We start from the raw sequence: 15,099 nt of genomic DNA on the forward strand, positions 1-15,099 counted from the left end.
TGCCCGGAAACGGCCCTGCCCGGAGCCAGCATGCGCTCCAGGCAGGACTTCCAGCAGCTATTTCGTCAGTGCCGCTTGGTGGCGTTTTCCGGAACCGACTCCTCCACACCGGCCACTTCGGCTTTGACTTCCTCAAGGGCATCCGAGTGGCCACCGAGCTGCTCAAGCTCGTGGGCGAGCTCCGCCAGTTCTGCACCTCCGGCCATCTGGGCCGTCAGCTCATCCAGGGTGATGTCCTTCTTGTCGTAGTAGCCGATTGACTTGCCGCGCTTGAGCAGCAGGAACCGGTCCCCCACAGGGAAAGCGTGGTGCGGGTTGTGCGTGATGAAGATGACCCCGAGGCCGCGGTCGCGGGCCTGCAGGATGTAGCGGAGCACCACGCCGGACTGCTTCACGCCAAGTGCCGCAGTAGGCTCGTCCAGGATCAGCACCTTCGCACCGAAGTACACGGCCCGGGCGATCGCCACGCACTGGCGCTCACCGCCGGACAGTTGACCGATGGGCTGCTCCACATCGCGGAGGTCGATGCCCATTTGGGCCAGTTCCTTGAGCGTGATCTCCTTCATTTTCTGGACATCCATGCTCTTGAACGGTCCAAATCCCTTGGTCAGTTCAGAGCCGAGGAAGAAGTTGCGCCAGATGGGCATCAGCGGAACAACAGCCAGGTCCTGGTACACCGTGGCAATACCGGCGTCGAGCGCGTCCCTTGGGGAGTTGAACTTCCTGGCATCGCCCATCACATGCAGGGTGCCTTCGTCATGCTGATGCAGGCCGGCGATGATCTTGATCAGGGTCGACTTGCCTGCACCGTTGTCGCCCAGGACACAGGTGACTCGGCCGTTGTCCACGGCCATGGTGACATCCCGCAGCGCGATGATGTTGCCGTAGTGCTTGCCCACTCCATCGAGGGACAGCAGGTGGACCGGTGTGTGTGTCAAGGGATCCTTCTCGCCTTTCAGCAGGGTTTGCTGATCGATCTGTTGTGCGTTCATTGTTCCGGCCCCTTACTTGAGCTCTGCCCGGCGCTTGACGATGAGGTTGACGATGGTGGCCAGCAGCAGCATCAAGCCCAGGAAGAACTTGAACCAGTCCGGATTCCATTGTGCGTACACGATGCCCTTGTTGGCCATGCCAAAGATGAAGGCGCCGATAGCACCACCCACTGCGGAGCCGTAGCCGCCGGTCAGGAGGCAGCCACCGATGACGGCGGCGATGATGTAGAGGAATTCGTTGCCCACGCCTTCGCCGGACTGCACGGCGTCGAAGGCGAACAGGTTGTGCATACCCAGAATCCAGCCGCAGAAGCCCACGGCCATGAAGAGGCCGATCTTGGTCTTTGTTACCGGAACACCCACGGCGCGGGCGGCGTTCGCGTCGCCGCCTACTGCGAAGATCCAGTTCCCGATCCGGGTGCGCAGCAGGATCCACGAGGCCACGGCCACCAGGACGATCCAGAAGAAGACCGTGATCTTGACCTCCACCCCGCCGATGCTGACGGAGGACGCGAAGACCGCACGTGCTGATTCAAAGCCGTCCAGCTTGGAGATCGACGGCGAGGATACGCTGCCGCCGATGAGGCGGGTGAGTGCCAGGTTGAGGCCGGTGAGCATCAGGAACGTGGCCAGGGTGACGATGAAGCTGGGCAGTTTGGTTTTGACGAGGATCCAGCCGTTGATGAAACCGATGCCCAGGGAGACCACCAGGGCCAGCCCCACGCCGACCCAGGCGTTCAGGGAGAAGTTCCAGCTGAACAGCGACGCGGTGAGTGCGGAGGAGATCACGGCAACACCGGTGGAGAGGTCGAACTCCCCACCGATCATCAGCAGGGACACACCTACCGCCATGATTCCGATGGTCGATGAGCCGTAGAGCACGGTAGCAAGTGCGTTGGGTTGGGTGAACGTCTGCGAAACGGACGCGAAGAAGATGAAGAGGACCACCGCGCCCACCAATGCTCCAACTTCGGGCCTTGCGAGGAACTTCTGGAGGGGGCTGCGCCGCCCGATCCGTTCATCGCCGGGGGCCGTAGCCGGCGCCGGCGGCAGGGTTGCTGTGTTTGCCATAGGGGAGGACTCCTTGTTGGTCAGGCTGCGCGGCAGGGAGCTGCCGCGCAGCCTGGTTCCTGGATCTAGCGGACGCCCTGCTGGGCGAACTTGAGGACATCGGATGCGTTGGTCTTGTCCACGATGGTTGGGCCGGTCAGTACGGGCTGGCCGCCACCGATCTTGAAGCCACCGCGCTTGGCCTGCCACAGGGAGTCAACGGACATGTAGCCCTGGAGCCACGGCTGCTGGTCGACCGTGAAGATCACGGCGCCGTCCACGATCTTCTGGGCAAGGTCGGCGTTGAGGTCAAAGCTCGCAACCTTCGACGAGCTGCCGGCGTCAGTGACGGACTTCAGCAGGGTCAGGGTGATCGGAGCGCCGAGGCCGATGATGACGTCGGCGTCCTTGGCGGCCTGGAGCTTTGCCGTTGCGGTGGACTGGACTGCAGTCATGTCCTTGCCGTCCACGTACAGGATTTCGGTTGCGGGCACCTTGGCCTTCACACCGGCGCAACGGGCTTCAAGGCCGACGTGGCCCTGCTGCTGGATCACGCAGACGGGGTGCTTGTACCCCTCGGAGGCGAGCCTGGTGCCGACTGCTTCGCCGGCAAGTTGCTCGTTGGAACCGAAGTGGGTGAAGGCACCCAACTGCTTGGAGACTGATTCGCCGGCGTTGAGGCTGACCACCGGGATGCCCGCGTCGGTGGCCTTCTTGAGGACATCCTTCAGTGCGTCCGGGGTTGCCAGGGTGACGGCGATGCCATCCACCTTCTGGTCAATGGCCTGCTGTACCAGCTGCGCCTGGCGACCGGCCTCAGGGTCGCTGGTGTAGAGGAGTTCAACGTTGTCTTTCGCCGATGCTTCCTCGGCACCCTTTCGGACGATGTCCCAGAACGTGTCGCCGGCAGCGGCGTGCGTAATCAGCGCTACCTTGATCCGGTCAGTGGATGCCACCTGGCCAGCGGCTGCGGCGCCGCCGTTTTCGGCCGGCTTGCCGCCTTGGCTTGAACAGGCGCTCAGTGCCACCAGGGGAACCACTGCTGCGACGACCGCCGCTTTGCGCCATGAGAATTTTGCCACCGTTATCTCCTTTGATGTCAGCTTCAGGTTTCCGGGACTCGTATCCGGAACACCTGCTACTCAGATCATGGTGACTGACCTCACACTTTGTCAATAGTTTGTCCTGACATTAGGATGTTTTAACGTAATATCGCTATCGTGAAGGCCGAACCCACCCCTTCCTTGACGGCCCAACCGCGGCTGCTATCATCAGAAAAAGGCAGTATGTCCTATCAAGAGAACATGAGCGGACATACGCTACCATCCGGCAGAGGAGCCGCAGACCTGCTCCCCCGGCCGGCCTTCAGCAGGCGTCTAGGAGAATCCAGTGGCGAACCAACTCAGTCTCAGCATCGATCGTTCGTCCCCCGTGCCGCTTTACCATCAGGTGGTCCAAGGAATCGAGGCCGCCATCCACAGCGGCATCCTGGAACCCGGCAGCCGCCTGGACAACGAAATCGACCTCGCGGCACAGCTGAACCTGTCCCGCCCCACCATGCGCAAAGCCATGGATGAACTGGTCCGGGCCGGGCTCCTGGTCCGGAAGCGTGGTGTAGGAACGCAGGTGGTTTCAAGCCAGGTCCGCCGGCCCCTGGAACTCTCCAGCCTCTATGACGACCTCAGCAACAACGGGAAAAAGCCCACCACGGACGTCCTCAGCTTCTCCCACATCGAAGCCGACGCGGCAACGCTGACCGCCCTGCAACTACCGGCCGGGTCCAAGGTCTACCACTTCACCCGCCTGCGCAAAGTCGGTGGCAAGCCCCTGGCACTCATGGAGAACTGGGTCCGCGACGACATCACCAGCATGGACGAAGCACAGCTTGCCAACGAGGGCCTCTACGCGATCCTGCGCCGCGGCGGGGTCAACTTCCGGCTGGCCTCGCAACGGATCGGCGCCATGATCGCCAACGACTACCAGGCCCCGCTCCTCGAAGCCGAGGTGGGATCGGCATTGGTCACCATGGAACGCACCGCGGTGGATGACACCGGACGCATGGTGGAAACCGGCCACCACGTCTACCGCGCGGACTCCTACAGCTTTGAAATGACACTCGTACAGCGCTAACGCAAGGACACACACATGACCAACTGGGTCTACCCGCTGGGAACAGCCACTGACGGTAAATGGGACATCTCCCTGGGAACCTCCGACTCCACCCTGGCCGTAGACGGCTGGGCCCACACGGGACTGAAGGTCGCGACGCTCGCCGCAGGTGCCGCCGTCGAGCTTCCCGCAGCTCCGGAGGAGCGCATTGTGGTACCGCTGAGCGGATCCTTCACCGTAACGGTCGACGACGGCGGGTACACCCTCGCGGGGCGGCAGTCAGTTTTCCACGGGCCAAGCGACGTCCTGTACACGGGGATCGAGAAGGCCGTCACCATCAGCTCGAACGACGGCGGCCGGGTGGCCATTGCGACGGCACCCGCCAAGGCTGGGTATCCCACCCGCCTGATCACGGCCGATGAAACCCCGGTAGAGCTCCGCGGAGCAGGCAACTGCTCCCGCCAGGTCCACAACTTCGGCACGCCGGCTGCGCTGGAAGCCGACCGGTTCATCGTGTGCGAGGTGATCACCCCTGCCGGTAACTGGTCCTCCTACCCTCCCCACAAACACGATGAGGAGAAGGACGGCGAGACCAGCCTCGAGGAGATCTACTACTTCGAGACCCGCGTCGCCCAGGGCTCCCCTGCGCCGGAGGACACGGATCCGATCGGGTACGCCCGCGTCTACGCCTCCGACGAGCGTCCCATCGACGTTTCAGCCGAGGTGCGTACCGGCGACGTCGTGCTGGTCCCCTACGGTTGGCACGGACCGGCCATGGCTGCCCCCGGCTACGACCTGTATTACCTTAACGTCATGGCCGGCCCCGGCCGCGTGCGTGACTGGCTCATCAGCGACGACCCACACCACGGCTGGATCCGCCAAACGTGGGAAGGCCAGGACACCGATCCGCGGCTCCCGTTCGGAGCGTAACCCACACAGCGAAGGCCGCCTGGATGTTCCAGGCGGCCTTCGCTATGTGCTTGTGAAGCCTTGCGCTACGGTCGTGCACCGGCTTTGAAGAACTCTTCCAGTTCCTCAAGGCTCTTCCCCTTGGTTTCGGGCATGGAGCGTTTCACCCAGCCGATGGCCACCAGTTGGAGCGCAACGAACACCAGGAACGTTGCCGAGACGCCCATCCAGGCGACCATTTGCGGGAAGAAGAAGCCCACCAGGAAGTTGAACATCCAGAGCACGAAGACGCAGATACCCATTCCCACCCCGCGCACGTGCAGCGGGAAGATCTCTGCCAGGGTCAACCAGGTGACCGTACCAATGCACGACTGCATGGAGGCCAGGAAGGTCACCATGAACAGCAGCACAAGGTAGCCACGCAGGGTTCCCTCCGGAACCGCGACGGAGATGATCGAAATGGCTGTGAGCGACACCGCGGTACCGGACAGCCCGGCAATGAGCATCGCCTTCCGGGGAAGCCTGGTCATCAACGACATACCCACGATCACAGCCACCACGGAAGTCACACCGTTGACCACGTTTGCCAGGAGCGCGCCCTGGTCGCCGAAACCGGAGGACGACAGGATGGACGTGCCGTAGTACATGATGGCGTTGACGCCGCTGATCTGGTTGATGATGGCAAGGCCCAGTCCCACCACGAAGATCTTCCGTATCCACGGCACGGTGAGATCCTTGAAGGTGCCCATCCTGGACTGGTAATCCTCGCGCGCGGCGCGGCGAACGTCGTCGAACTCCGCCGAAACGTCACCGGCGGCGCGGGTCTGCCGCAGTACGTCCATCACCTCGCCGAACCGGCCCGACGACGCCAACCAGCGGGGACTCTCAGGCAGTATGAGCATGCCGATCCACAGAATGACGGCGGGAAGTGTGGCAATGACCAGCATCCAACGCCACACGTGCATGGATTCAGGGAACAGGTTCCCGAGCACCGCGTTGAACGTGAAAGCCAGGAACTGGCCTGTCACAATCATGAGTTCGTTTTGGGTGACGATCCTGCCGCGCTGCGCGGCAGGCGACATTTCAGCCAGGTACACCGGGACGATCACCGAGGCACCGCCGACGGCGAGACCCAGGACAGTGCGGGCCAGCACCAGCAACTCCGTGGTTGGTGCAAGGGAGCAGGCGACTGTGGCCACGGCGAAGATGACGGCCAGGCCCATGATGGTCCTGCGGCGGCCGAAGCGGTCGGACAAACGTCCGGCGCTGATGGCACCGAACGCCGCGCCGAAGAGCAACATCGACGTGACGAGGCCCTCGGTCAACGGAGTCAGGCCCAGGTCTTTCTGCATGAACGGCAAGGCACCGTTGATCACGCCGGTGTCATAACCGAACAGCAGGCCGCCGAACGTGGAGAACAGCGCCACCTTGCGAAGGAATTTCCTGGGGTTGGCCGGCTTGCCGGTTTTCCCTGCGGTTACGGGGAGCGAACCAACCGTCATTTTGTCCGGGCGACGTAGTCGACCATTGTCTTGAGCTGGTACCTGGAGACGTCCTCGGCATTCTCGTCCTCCGCGAACACGGAAGAAACCATGACGGTGTTCGCCTTGTCCAGGAAGCCGATCTCCTTCAGCCCGCCAAAGAACTCGTCCCAGTTCACGTCGCCGTCGCCGATCTTCAGGTGCTGGTGGACGCGGACGGCGTTACCCGGCGGATTGGTGATGTACCGCAAGCCATGGGATGCATGGTGGTCCATGGTGTCGGATACGTGCACAAGCCGCAGCTTGTCGCCGGCAGCCCGCATGATCTCCAGGGGCTTGTTGCCCATGTGGAAGCTGTGGGAGGCAACGTAGACCATGCCGATGTTCGGCGAGTTGACCCCACGGATAACCCGTAAAGCAGCCAGTCCGTCTTCCACGAAGTCGTCCGGGTGCGGATCGATCAGGACGTCCATGCCCTCGCGCTCGATGATCGGCAGCAGTTCCTCCATGGAACGGTAGAACGCGCGCTCGGACTCTTCTGCCTTCTCCGGGCGGCCGCTGAACTCCGTGTTCATGGTCTGGACGCCGAGGTCCACTGCGATCTGGATAGCCCGCTTCCAGTAGCGGACGGCTGCCTCGCGTGCGTCCTCATCCGGCCCGGACCAGCGGAGGACGGGCAGGACAGAGGCGATCTCGACGCCGGCATCCTTGCACGCAGCTTTCAGCTTGCCTACCAGCTCGTCGTCGGCCTTGGGGTGGTTGTAGAACGGGATGAGGTCCGCATGCGGGGTCATCTGCAGGTATTTGTAACCAAGGTCTGCCGCTACCCGGGGGAATTCGAGCAGGCCGTGGCTGTGGTGGAACGGTGTGGGGTCAAGGGCGATTTTCATACTCAGTCCCCTACTTGTACAGGTCCGGCTTGGTGTTCAACTGGACCTTGACCTTTTCGCCCGACTTCTGCGCTTCGACACCGGCCTCGCAGCATGCTGCCGTGGCATAGCCGTCCCAAGCGGTAGGTCCGCCGATTTCGCCGCGGAGGGCGGCGTCCGCCCAAGCCTGCACCTCGACGTCGTACGCGGCTCCGAAACGTTCCTCGAAACCGGGGGTGACGTTTCCGCCCCACTTGCCGGCTGCCTGGACGTAGGGGCCGTTGTCCCCGCCAATGCTGACGATGCCATCCTCGAAGGACGCCTGCGTGGCCACCTGGTAGCCGAACTTGGCGTTGACGTAGATTTCGACGTCGGCCAGCACACCGGATTCGGTTTCGAGCAGCACGTGCTGCGGGTCATGCTGGCCATTGGGTGCGCTGCGGGTCGGTTTGCCCAAGCGGACCTGGACGGAGGTGATTTCCTCACCCGTGAAGTAGCGGATGGCGTCGAACTCATGCACGACGGAGTCGTTGATCAGCATCTCGTTGGTGAAGCCTTCAGGCGTGCTGGGGTTGCGGTGCTGGTGGTGCAGCATCAACAACTCCCCCAGCTCGCTGTTGCGGATGATGGCGCCCAGTGCCGAGTACTCGGCGTCGAAGCGGCGCATGAAGCCCACCTGGATGCGCTTGTGGCCCAGAGCCTGCTCAGCCTGGACAACTTTCCAGGCGCTTTCGGCGTCGGGGGTCAGCGGCTTCTCGCACAGGATCGGGAAATCCTTCTCCAGTGCCTTGTACAGGATTTCCTCGTGGAGGAAGCCCGGAGTGGCGATCAACACGGCATTCACGTCGCCATTGTTGAGCGCCTCGTCTGCGCTGGCCAGTGCCACGGCGCCGTCGATACCCTCGATGGCGGCCTGGGCCCTGGCGAGGTCAACGTCGACGACGGCGGCCACTTCAGCGCCGTGGATGCGGGTGCTGAGGCGCTTGATGTGGTCCGCACCCATGCGGCCTGCGCCGATGACGGCAACGCGGAGAGTCTTTGTCACTGTATCTGTCCTTCGTGAAGTTCTTCTGGGGTGCTGCTGGCAGGCGTTACTGGACTGCGTTACTCAACGCGGGTACGGGAACCGCAGGAAAGCAGGTAGTTGCGGGTGCGCTTGGCGATGGGCATGGGCACATCGAACGCTACCGGGTACATGTCCTGCTCCACGATGCCGAAGATGGGCCTGTTGAGCGCTTCGACTGCTTCGATGACTGCGCGAAGGTCCGGGAGGCCGTTCGGCGGTTCGGTCATGACGCCGGCCAGGTTGGCTGCCGCCCAGGTCATGTTCTTCTCGTTGACTTCGGCCAGGACCTCGGGGTTGATCTGCTTGAGGTGCAGGTAGCCGATGCGGTCCGGGTAGTTCTTGATCAGTTCCAGGCTCGAAGCTCCGCAGTACTCCGCGTGTCCTGTGTCAAGGCAGAGGTTCAAGTACCGCGGATCCGTAGCTGCCAGCAGGGTTTCGATGTCCTTCTGCGCACCCACATGTGAATCCGCGTGGGAGTGGAACTGCTGGTGCAGGCCGAAGTCCTCCAGGAGGACCTTGCCCATGCGGTTGTGGCCGGCGAAGAGGTCCGCCCACTGCTCGTCCGTGAGTTCGCCGTTCTCCACAGCTTCGCCGGTGACGTCGTCGCGCCACATGGCGGGGATGACCACGATGTGTTCGCCGCCCATGGCTGCAGTCAGTTCCGCGACCTTGCGGGCCGGCTCCCACGCTTCGTCGTACTGCTTGGCACCGCGGTGGAAAGCGGTGAAGACCGTCCCTGCAGTCACCTGGAGGTCCCGCTGCTTCAGTTCCTCCGCCAGGCGGGTGGGATCGTTGGGCAAGTACCCGTAAGGGCCAAGTTCGATCCACTTGTAGCCGGACTCCGCGACCTCATCCAGGAATCGCTCCCACGGGGTCTGCTGGGGATCATCCGGGAACCAGACACCCCAGGAGTCCGGGGCGGTGCCGATGATCAGTTTGTTCTCGACATCAGTCATGACAGCGTTGTCTTCCTTTGCGGCGGTGGGGACTTAGTTGGAGGGGAAGTTGTAGGAAGCGCCGGAGGCGTGGGTGGGCTCGGGCCAGCGGGAGGTGATGACCTTGCCGCGGGTGTAGAAGGAAACGCCTTCGGGTCCGTAGATGTGCTTGTCGCCGAAGAGGGAGTTCTTCCAGCCGCCGAAGGAGTGGTAGGCCACCGGCACGGGCAGGGGGACGTTGATGCCAACCATGCCCACGGTGACGGAGCGCTGGAACTTCCGCGCTGCTGCGCCGTTGGAGGTGAAGATCGCGGTGCCGTTACCGTACGGGTTGGAGTTGATCAGGTTGATGCCGTCCTCGAGGGTATCGACGCGTACTACCACCAGGACGGGTCCGAAGATTTCCTCGGTGTAGGCGGTCATCTCGGTTTTGACGTGGTCGATCACGGTGGGACCTACCCAGAAGCCGTCTTCGTGGCCGGGGACCACGAGGTCGCGGCCGTCCACCACCATCGCTGCACCGGCCTGCTCGGCTTCGGTGACGATCTTGACGATGCGTTCCTTGGAGGCCGGGGTGATGACCGGGCCCATTTCGGCGTCGGGCTCGGTACCGTTGTTGACCTTCACGGCCAGGGCACGTTCTTCGACCTTTTTCACGATCAGGTCCGCGGCGTCCCCCACGGCGACGGCCACCGAGATGGCCATGCAGCGTTCCCCGGCAGAACCGAAGGCGGCGGCGGCGAGGTGGTCGGCGGCGTTGTCCAGGTCAGCGTCCGGAAGCACGATTGCGTGGTTCTTTGCCCCACCCAATGCCTGGACGCGCTTGCCGTGCTTGGTGGCGGTTTCGTGAACGTACTGGGCGATCGGGGTGGAACCAACGAAGCTGATGCCATCCACGTCCGGGTGCGTCAACAGGCCGTCGACGGTCTCCTTGCCACCGTGCAGGACCTGGAACACGCCATCGGGCAGGCCGGCCTGCTTCCAGAGCTTGGCCAGGAGCATCGAAGCGGAGGGGTCACGCTCGGAGGGCTTGAGGATAAACGCGTTACCGGTGGCGATGGCCATCGGTGCCATCCACAACGGAACCATGACAGGGAAGTTGAACGGCGTGATGCCGGCAACGACGCCCAGGGGTTCGCGGAAAGAGAAGACGTCGATCCCGGTGGAGACCTGGTCCGAGTAATCGCCCTTGAGCAGCTGCGGGATGCCACAGGCGAACTCGATGACTTCCAGGCCGCGTCCGATCTCACCCTTGGCGTCCGAGAGGACCTTGCCGTGCTCGGCGGTGATCAGCTCGGCGAGGTCATCCACGTGTGCTGCGACCAGCTCGCGGAACTTGAACAAGACGGCGGTGCGCTTGGCCAGGGAAATGTCACCCCAGGTATCGGCTGCCTTGCGGGCCGCTTTGACCGTGGTGTTCAGGTCCGCCTCGTTGGCCAGGCGCAGTTCAGCGGTGACCTGGCCGGTGGCCGGGTTGTACACCGGCTGGGTACGGTCGCCCTCGCCTGTGGTTTCAGCGCCGTTGATGAAGTGGTGGATGGTGGTCAGTGTGGTCGTCGTCGACATGTGCGGACTTCCTTGTGGTCTGTGGGATCTGTGTGTCTGGGGATTCAGCCGAGCAGCTTGCGCTGGCGGCTCTTGTGGTCTGTGTACGTCTTGTAGGCCTGCTGGGTGGATTCCAGCTCGGAGACTGCCGAAACGGGGACGTCCCACCAGGACTCGGAGCTCGGGGCGTCCAACAAGGGATCGGACTCGACGTGGATCACGATCGGACCGGTTTCCGGGGCTGCCTTGGCTTCCTTGATCGCCGCGCCGAGGGCTTCGATGACGTTTTCGCCGGGTTCGATGCGAATGACTTTCGCTCCAAGAGACTCGGCGTTCGTGGCGAGGTCAATGGGCAGGTGCTCTCCGGCGTCGAAGCTGTGCTGCTCTTTGTCCAGGACCCGGTACTGGGTACCAAAGCGCTGGGAACCGAGGGACTCGGACAGCGAACCTATGGACGCGTAGCCGTGGTTCTGGATCAGCACCACGATCAGTTTGATGCGTTCGGCGACGGCGGTAACCAGTTCGGTGTGCATCATCAGGTAGGAGCCGTCCCCCACCATGACCACCACATCCCTGTCGGGGCCGCCGGCTGCGGCTTCGGCCAGCGCTGCTCGTTTGACGCCAAGGCCGCCGGGAATTTCGTAGCCCATGCAGGAGTACGCGTACTCCACGTGGTAGCCGAACGGGTCCCGGACGCGCCACATCTTGTGCAGGTCACCGGGCAGCGACCCGGCGGCACAAACGACAACGTCGTGGTCGTCCATGGCCTTGTTGGTGGCGCCGATGATTTCGTTCTGGGCAGGCAACGGCGTGTAGCGGGTTTCGAAGGCTTCGTCCACGATCGCGTTCCAGCGCTTCTTCTCCGCCGCGACCTTCTCTTCCAGGTCCGCACCCACGCGGTAACCTCCCAAGGCCTGGTTGAGCTTCACCAGCGCCTTGCGGGCATCGGCGACGATCGGCAAGTGCGTGCCGTGCTTGTAGGCATCGATCGGGGCGACGTTGATGTTCACGAACTTCACGTCCGGGTTCTGGAACGCGGTCCGGGACGCGGTGGTGAAGTCCTCGTAGCGGGTGCCAATCCCGATGATCAGGTCCGCTTCGGCAGCGATGGCGTTCGCCGCCGTCGTACCGGTAGAGCCGATGGCACCGAGTGAGAACTTGTGGTCCCAGGGCAGGACGCCGACGCCGGCTTGGGTGTTACCCACCGGGATTCCCGTCAGCTCAGCGAACTTGGCAAGTTCGTCATTCGCGTAGGCGTACAGGACACCGCCGCCGGCAATGATCAGAGGCCGTTTAGCGGCGCGGATGGCCTCCACGGCACGGCGGATGTCATCGTCCTCGGCCTCGGGCCGGCGGATCCGCCACTCACGTTCGGACAGGAACTCTTCGGGAACATCGAAAGCTTCGGCCTGGACGTCCTGCGGCAGGGAAATCGTCACCGCGCCCGTTTCGGCCGGATCAGTCAGGACCCGGAGGCCGTGGTGGAACGCGGAGAACAGTTGCTCCGGCCGGGAGACCCGGTCAAAGAACTTCGACAACGGCCGGAACGCGTCGTTCACCGTGATGTCATACGCGTGCGGCAACTCCAACTGCTGCAGCACCGGGTCAGCAGCGCGGGTAGCGAAGGTGTCCGAGGGCAGCAGCAGAACGGGCAATCGGTTGGTGGTAGCCAATGCGGCACCGGTCAGCAGGTTCGAAGAGCCCGGACCGATGGAGGTGCTGATCGCGAACGTCTGCCGGCGACGTGTATGCCGGGCATAGCCCACGGCTTGGTGGACCTGGGCCTGCTCGTTGCGGCCCTGGTAGTACGGCATGATGGACGGGTCCGCGGCCTGGTACTGCTTCAACGCCTGGCCCACACCGGCTACGTTGCCGTGCCCGAAGATACCGAACGTGCCCGGAATCAGGCGCTCGCGGTACTCGACACCGGCCACCGAATCCACGGTGTACTGCTTGGAAAGGAACTCGACCACGGCCTGCGCCACGGTCATCCGGTGGGTAGACATCTTTTCTTACTCCGATACTTTCACGGGGATGCGGTCTGAGGAGGAATGGCCGTTGGCATCGGCGTTGGTGTTTGTGTCGGGCGCAGGGTTGTTCAGCAACGAGGCGGCCGTAGCGACGGCACCGGCCACATCGCCGTCGTGCGGGTAAAGCAAGGTTCGCCCCACCGTCAGGCCGCGGACGCCCGGAAGCGCGAGTGCCGCCTGCCAGGATGCGAACACCTCATCTTGCGTGCCGCTCGGGTCACCGCCCAGCAGGACGGTGGGAAGCGTCGTGGAAGCCATGACCCGTTCCATCTCGTCCACAACGGGCAACTTCATCCAGGTGTAGGCGCTGGTGGAACCCAGTCCTTCGGCGATACCGACCGACTTGATCACGGCATCGGCGCGGAGGTCGTTGCGGACCTTGCCGTGCGAATCGCGGACCGAAAGGAACGGTTCCACCATGGCGATGAGCTTGCGCTCAGCCAGGGAATCAATCGCCTTGGCGGTGGCTTCCAGGGTCGCGACCGTGTCCGGGTCGCCCAGGCAAATGCGGGTGAGCATCTTCCCGCCGTCAGCTCCGAGCGCTTCCAAGGCAGCGGCGGTGTGGCCGGTGAAGCGGTCGTCGAACTCGTTGACCAGGCCAGCGAGGCCGCCACGGTTCATGGAACCGAAGACGAGCTTGCCTTCCAAGGCGCCCAGGAGCAGGAGGTCGTCCATAATGTCCGGCGAAGCGAGGATGCCATCCACGGCCGGGTTGGCCAGGGCGATCTGCAAACGGTCCAGCAGTTCCCGGCGGTCAGCCATGGCCATGGGGTCCGTGCCCACTGACAGGGCGCCGCGGGCCGGGTGGTCTGCTGCGACGATGAAGTTCTGCACGCCGTGCTTCAGGCCAGGATGACGACGGCGGGTGGCGGCTGCGCGGGCAACGGCCTCCGGGTCTTCGAGCCGGATCCGGCTCAGGTGCTCATAGCGGCGGGGGTCATCGTTGGGGCTCAACGCACTGCTCCTTCGGTAAGGGTGGCACCGGGAATGGGGCGGCCGCGTTCGGCGAGCAGCGAGGTGACCTCGTCCGGCGTCGGCATCGCATCCGCGCACGAAAGGCGGGAGGCGACAATCGCGCCCGAGGCGTTGGCGTAGTCCAGGACCTCGGACAACGGCCAGCCGGACAGCAGGCCGTGACAGAACGCGCCCCCGAAGGAGTCGCCGGCTCCGAGGCCGTTGAGGGTTTCCACCGGAACCGGGGCGGAGACGACGCGTTCGGTGCGTGTCTTGGCCATGACCCCTTCGGCGCCAAGCTTGACGACGGCGATCTCGACGCCGGCGGCCAGCAGGCGGTCGGCCTGCTCGTCGGGTGTCCCTTCGCCGACTGCTACGGCGCACTCTTTGTCGTTGCCGATTGCCACCGTGGCGTACGGGAGGATCTTGGCGACCTCAGCGCGGGCTTCCTCTTCGGAGGCCCAGAACATGGGGCGGTAGTCCAGGTCCAGGACGGTGAACTGGCCTTCCTTAAGGCTGGTCCGGGGGCGGGCCTGGTGCGCCGCGAGGTGTGCACCGCGGCTGGGCTCCTGGCACAGGCCGGTCACCGTGGACCAGAAGATCCTGGCTTCGCGGATTGCGTCCAGGTCGAGCTCTTCGGCCTGGATCTGCAGGTCCGGGGCCGTGGGAAAGCGGCCGTAGAAGTAGAGCGGGAATTCGTCTGTTGCGGGCTTGATGGCGCAGAATGTCACCGCCGTGGGGTACTGCGTTACGGGTGAAACGAACGAATCGTCCACGTTGAACTTGCGCAGTTCCCGGTGGAGGTAGGTGCCGAAAGCGTCGTCGCCGGTGCGGGTAATGACTCCGGCGCGGCGGCCGTGGCGGGCGGCAGCAACAGCCACGTTGGAGGGCGAACCTCCGAGGTACTTGCCGAAGGACGTCACGTCCTCCAGGTCCACTCCGATGTCGTTCGGGTAGATATCAACGCTGATGCGCCCGATTGTGAGCAGTTCGTGGGTCACGATGATCGTTGACCTTTCTCTTGTGAACTCTGAACCTCTGAGCGCTGGGCCCCGATGCCATGCCACCCCTCAGTGAGCGGGGCCACATGACTACTTTGCACCAGATTTCATGTCCTGTCAAAGGTTTGTACTGACATATTTACAACATGACACGGACT

The 15,099-nt window shown here is 63.6% G+C and carries 13 protein-coding genes; 2 read left to right on the forward strand and 11 right to left on the reverse strand.

Annotated features, from left to right (window positions below; genetic code table 11):
• Window positions 1-65: 65 nt before the first annotated feature.
• The 3 genes from AC5RU9_RS14805 to AC5RU9_RS14815 form a co-directional block, all read right to left on the reverse strand.
• Window positions 66-992 carry an ATP-binding cassette domain-containing protein gene (locus tag AC5RU9_RS14805; protein ID WP_494017030.1) on the reverse strand — a complete coding sequence of 309 codons (927 nt, stop codon included), beginning with the start codon at window positions 990-992 and terminating at the stop codon, window positions 66-68.
• A 12-nt stretch (window positions 993-1,004) separates the two neighbouring features.
• Window positions 1,005-2,063 (reverse strand): ABC transporter permease, encoded by a 1,059-nt coding sequence (locus AC5RU9_RS14810; RefSeq protein WP_211712910.1) that lies wholly within the window; start codon window positions 2,061-2,063, stop codon window positions 1,005-1,007.
• A gap of 65 nt (window positions 2,064-2,128) precedes the next feature.
• Complete coding sequence (locus AC5RU9_RS14815) at window positions 2,129-3,124, reverse strand: substrate-binding domain-containing protein (protein WP_494017031.1); 996 nt, start codon at window positions 3,122-3,124, stop codon at window positions 2,129-2,131.
• A gap of 307 nt (window positions 3,125-3,431) precedes the next feature.
• On the opposite strand from AC5RU9_RS14815, the gene AC5RU9_RS14820 reads away from it, so the two are divergent.
• Both AC5RU9_RS14820 and iolB read left to right on the forward strand, forming a co-directional pair.
• Window positions 3,432-4,172, forward strand: a complete 741-nt coding sequence (locus tag AC5RU9_RS14820; protein WP_211712908.1) for a GntR family transcriptional regulator — start codon at window positions 3,432-3,434, stop codon at window positions 4,170-4,172.
• 15 nt (window positions 4,173-4,187) lie between these two features.
• Window positions 4,188-5,081, forward strand: coding sequence for a 5-deoxy-glucuronate isomerase (gene iolB / locus AC5RU9_RS14825; protein ID WP_494017032.1), 894 nt, complete (start codon window positions 4,188-4,190; stop codon window positions 5,079-5,081).
• A 65-nt stretch (window positions 5,082-5,146) separates the two neighbouring features.
• On the opposite strand, the gene AC5RU9_RS14830 is transcribed toward iolB, so the two are convergent.
• The 8 genes from AC5RU9_RS14830 to iolC are packed head-to-tail and all read right to left on the reverse strand — an operon-like array spanning window position 5,147 to window position 14,941.
• Window positions 5,147-6,562, reverse strand: coding sequence for a sugar porter family MFS transporter (locus AC5RU9_RS14830; protein WP_494017033.1), 1,416 nt, complete (start codon window positions 6,560-6,562; stop codon window positions 5,147-5,149).
• Window positions 6,559-7,431, reverse strand: a complete 873-nt coding sequence (locus AC5RU9_RS14835) for a sugar phosphate isomerase/epimerase family protein (RefSeq protein WP_211712905.1) — start codon at window positions 7,429-7,431, stop codon at window positions 6,559-6,561. The genes AC5RU9_RS14830 and AC5RU9_RS14835 overlap by 4 nt, the downstream gene beginning before the upstream one ends.
• A 10-nt stretch (window positions 7,432-7,441) precedes the next feature.
• On the reverse strand, window positions 7,442-8,455 hold the full coding sequence (locus tag AC5RU9_RS14840) for a Gfo/Idh/MocA family protein (RefSeq protein WP_211712904.1): 1,014 nt from the start codon (window positions 8,453-8,455) through the stop codon (window positions 7,442-7,444).
• Window positions 8,456-8,514: 59 nt separating this feature from the next.
• On the reverse strand, window positions 8,515-9,432 hold the full coding sequence (locus AC5RU9_RS14845) for a sugar phosphate isomerase/epimerase family protein (RefSeq protein WP_494017034.1): 918 nt from the start codon (window positions 9,430-9,432) through the stop codon (window positions 8,515-8,517).
• Between the two features lie 33 nt (window positions 9,433-9,465).
• A complete protein-coding gene (locus AC5RU9_RS14850) occupies window positions 9,466-10,977 on the reverse strand; it encodes a CoA-acylating methylmalonate-semialdehyde dehydrogenase (protein WP_494017035.1) in 1,512 nt (503 codons plus the stop codon).
• Window positions 10,978-11,021: 44 nt separating this feature from the next.
• Window positions 11,022-12,947 carry a 3D-(3,5/4)-trihydroxycyclohexane-1,2-dione acylhydrolase (decyclizing) gene (gene iolD, locus AC5RU9_RS14855; protein ID WP_494017142.1) on the reverse strand — a complete coding sequence of 642 codons (1,926 nt, stop codon included), beginning with the start codon at window positions 12,945-12,947 and terminating at the stop codon, window positions 11,022-11,024.
• A 21-nt stretch (window positions 12,948-12,968) separates the two neighbouring features.
• Window positions 12,969-13,940 carry a Cgl0159 family (beta/alpha)8-fold protein gene (locus AC5RU9_RS14860; RefSeq protein ID WP_494017036.1) on the reverse strand — a complete coding sequence of 324 codons (972 nt, stop codon included), beginning with the start codon at window positions 13,938-13,940 and terminating at the stop codon, window positions 12,969-12,971.
• Entirely contained in the window at window positions 13,937-14,941 is a 1,005-nt protein-coding gene (iolC, locus tag AC5RU9_RS14865) for a 5-dehydro-2-deoxygluconokinase (RefSeq protein ID WP_494017037.1), read from the reverse strand. The genes AC5RU9_RS14860 and iolC overlap by 4 nt, the downstream gene beginning before the upstream one ends.
• Between the last annotated feature and the right edge of the window lie 158 nt (window positions 14,942-15,099).

This window comes from Arthrobacter sp. B0316-5-4, from assembly GCF_059090325.1.

Excerpts from the sequence above, each read along its gene's own strand:
- AC5RU9_RS14805 (WP_494017030.1), bottom strand. The coding sequence starts at position 992 with ATGAACGCACAACAGATCGATCAGCAAACCCTGCTGAAAGGCGAGAAG.
- AC5RU9_RS14810 (WP_211712910.1), bottom strand. The coding sequence starts at position 2,063 with ATGGCAAACACAGCAACCCTGCCGCCGGCGCCGGCTACGGCCCCCGGC.
- iolB (WP_494017032.1), top strand. The coding sequence starts at position 4,188 with ATGACCAACTGGGTCTACCCGCTGGGAACAGCCACTGACGGTAAATGG.
- AC5RU9_RS14830 (WP_494017033.1), bottom strand. The coding sequence starts at position 6,562 with ATGACGGTTGGTTCGCTCCCCGTAACCGCAGGGAAAACCGGCAAGCCG.
- AC5RU9_RS14835 (WP_211712905.1), bottom strand. The coding sequence starts at position 7,431 with ATGAAAATCGCCCTTGACCCCACACCGTTCCACCACAGCCACGGCCTG.
- AC5RU9_RS14845 (WP_494017034.1), bottom strand. The coding sequence starts at position 9,432 with ATGACTGATGTCGAGAACAAACTGATCATCGGCACCGCCCCGGACTCC.
- AC5RU9_RS14850 (WP_494017035.1), bottom strand. The coding sequence starts at position 10,977 with ATGTCGACGACGACCACACTGACCACCATCCACCACTTCATCAACGGC.
- iolD (WP_494017142.1), bottom strand. The coding sequence starts at position 12,947 with ATGACCGTGGCGCAGGCCGTGGTCGAGTTCCTTTCCAAGCAGTACACC.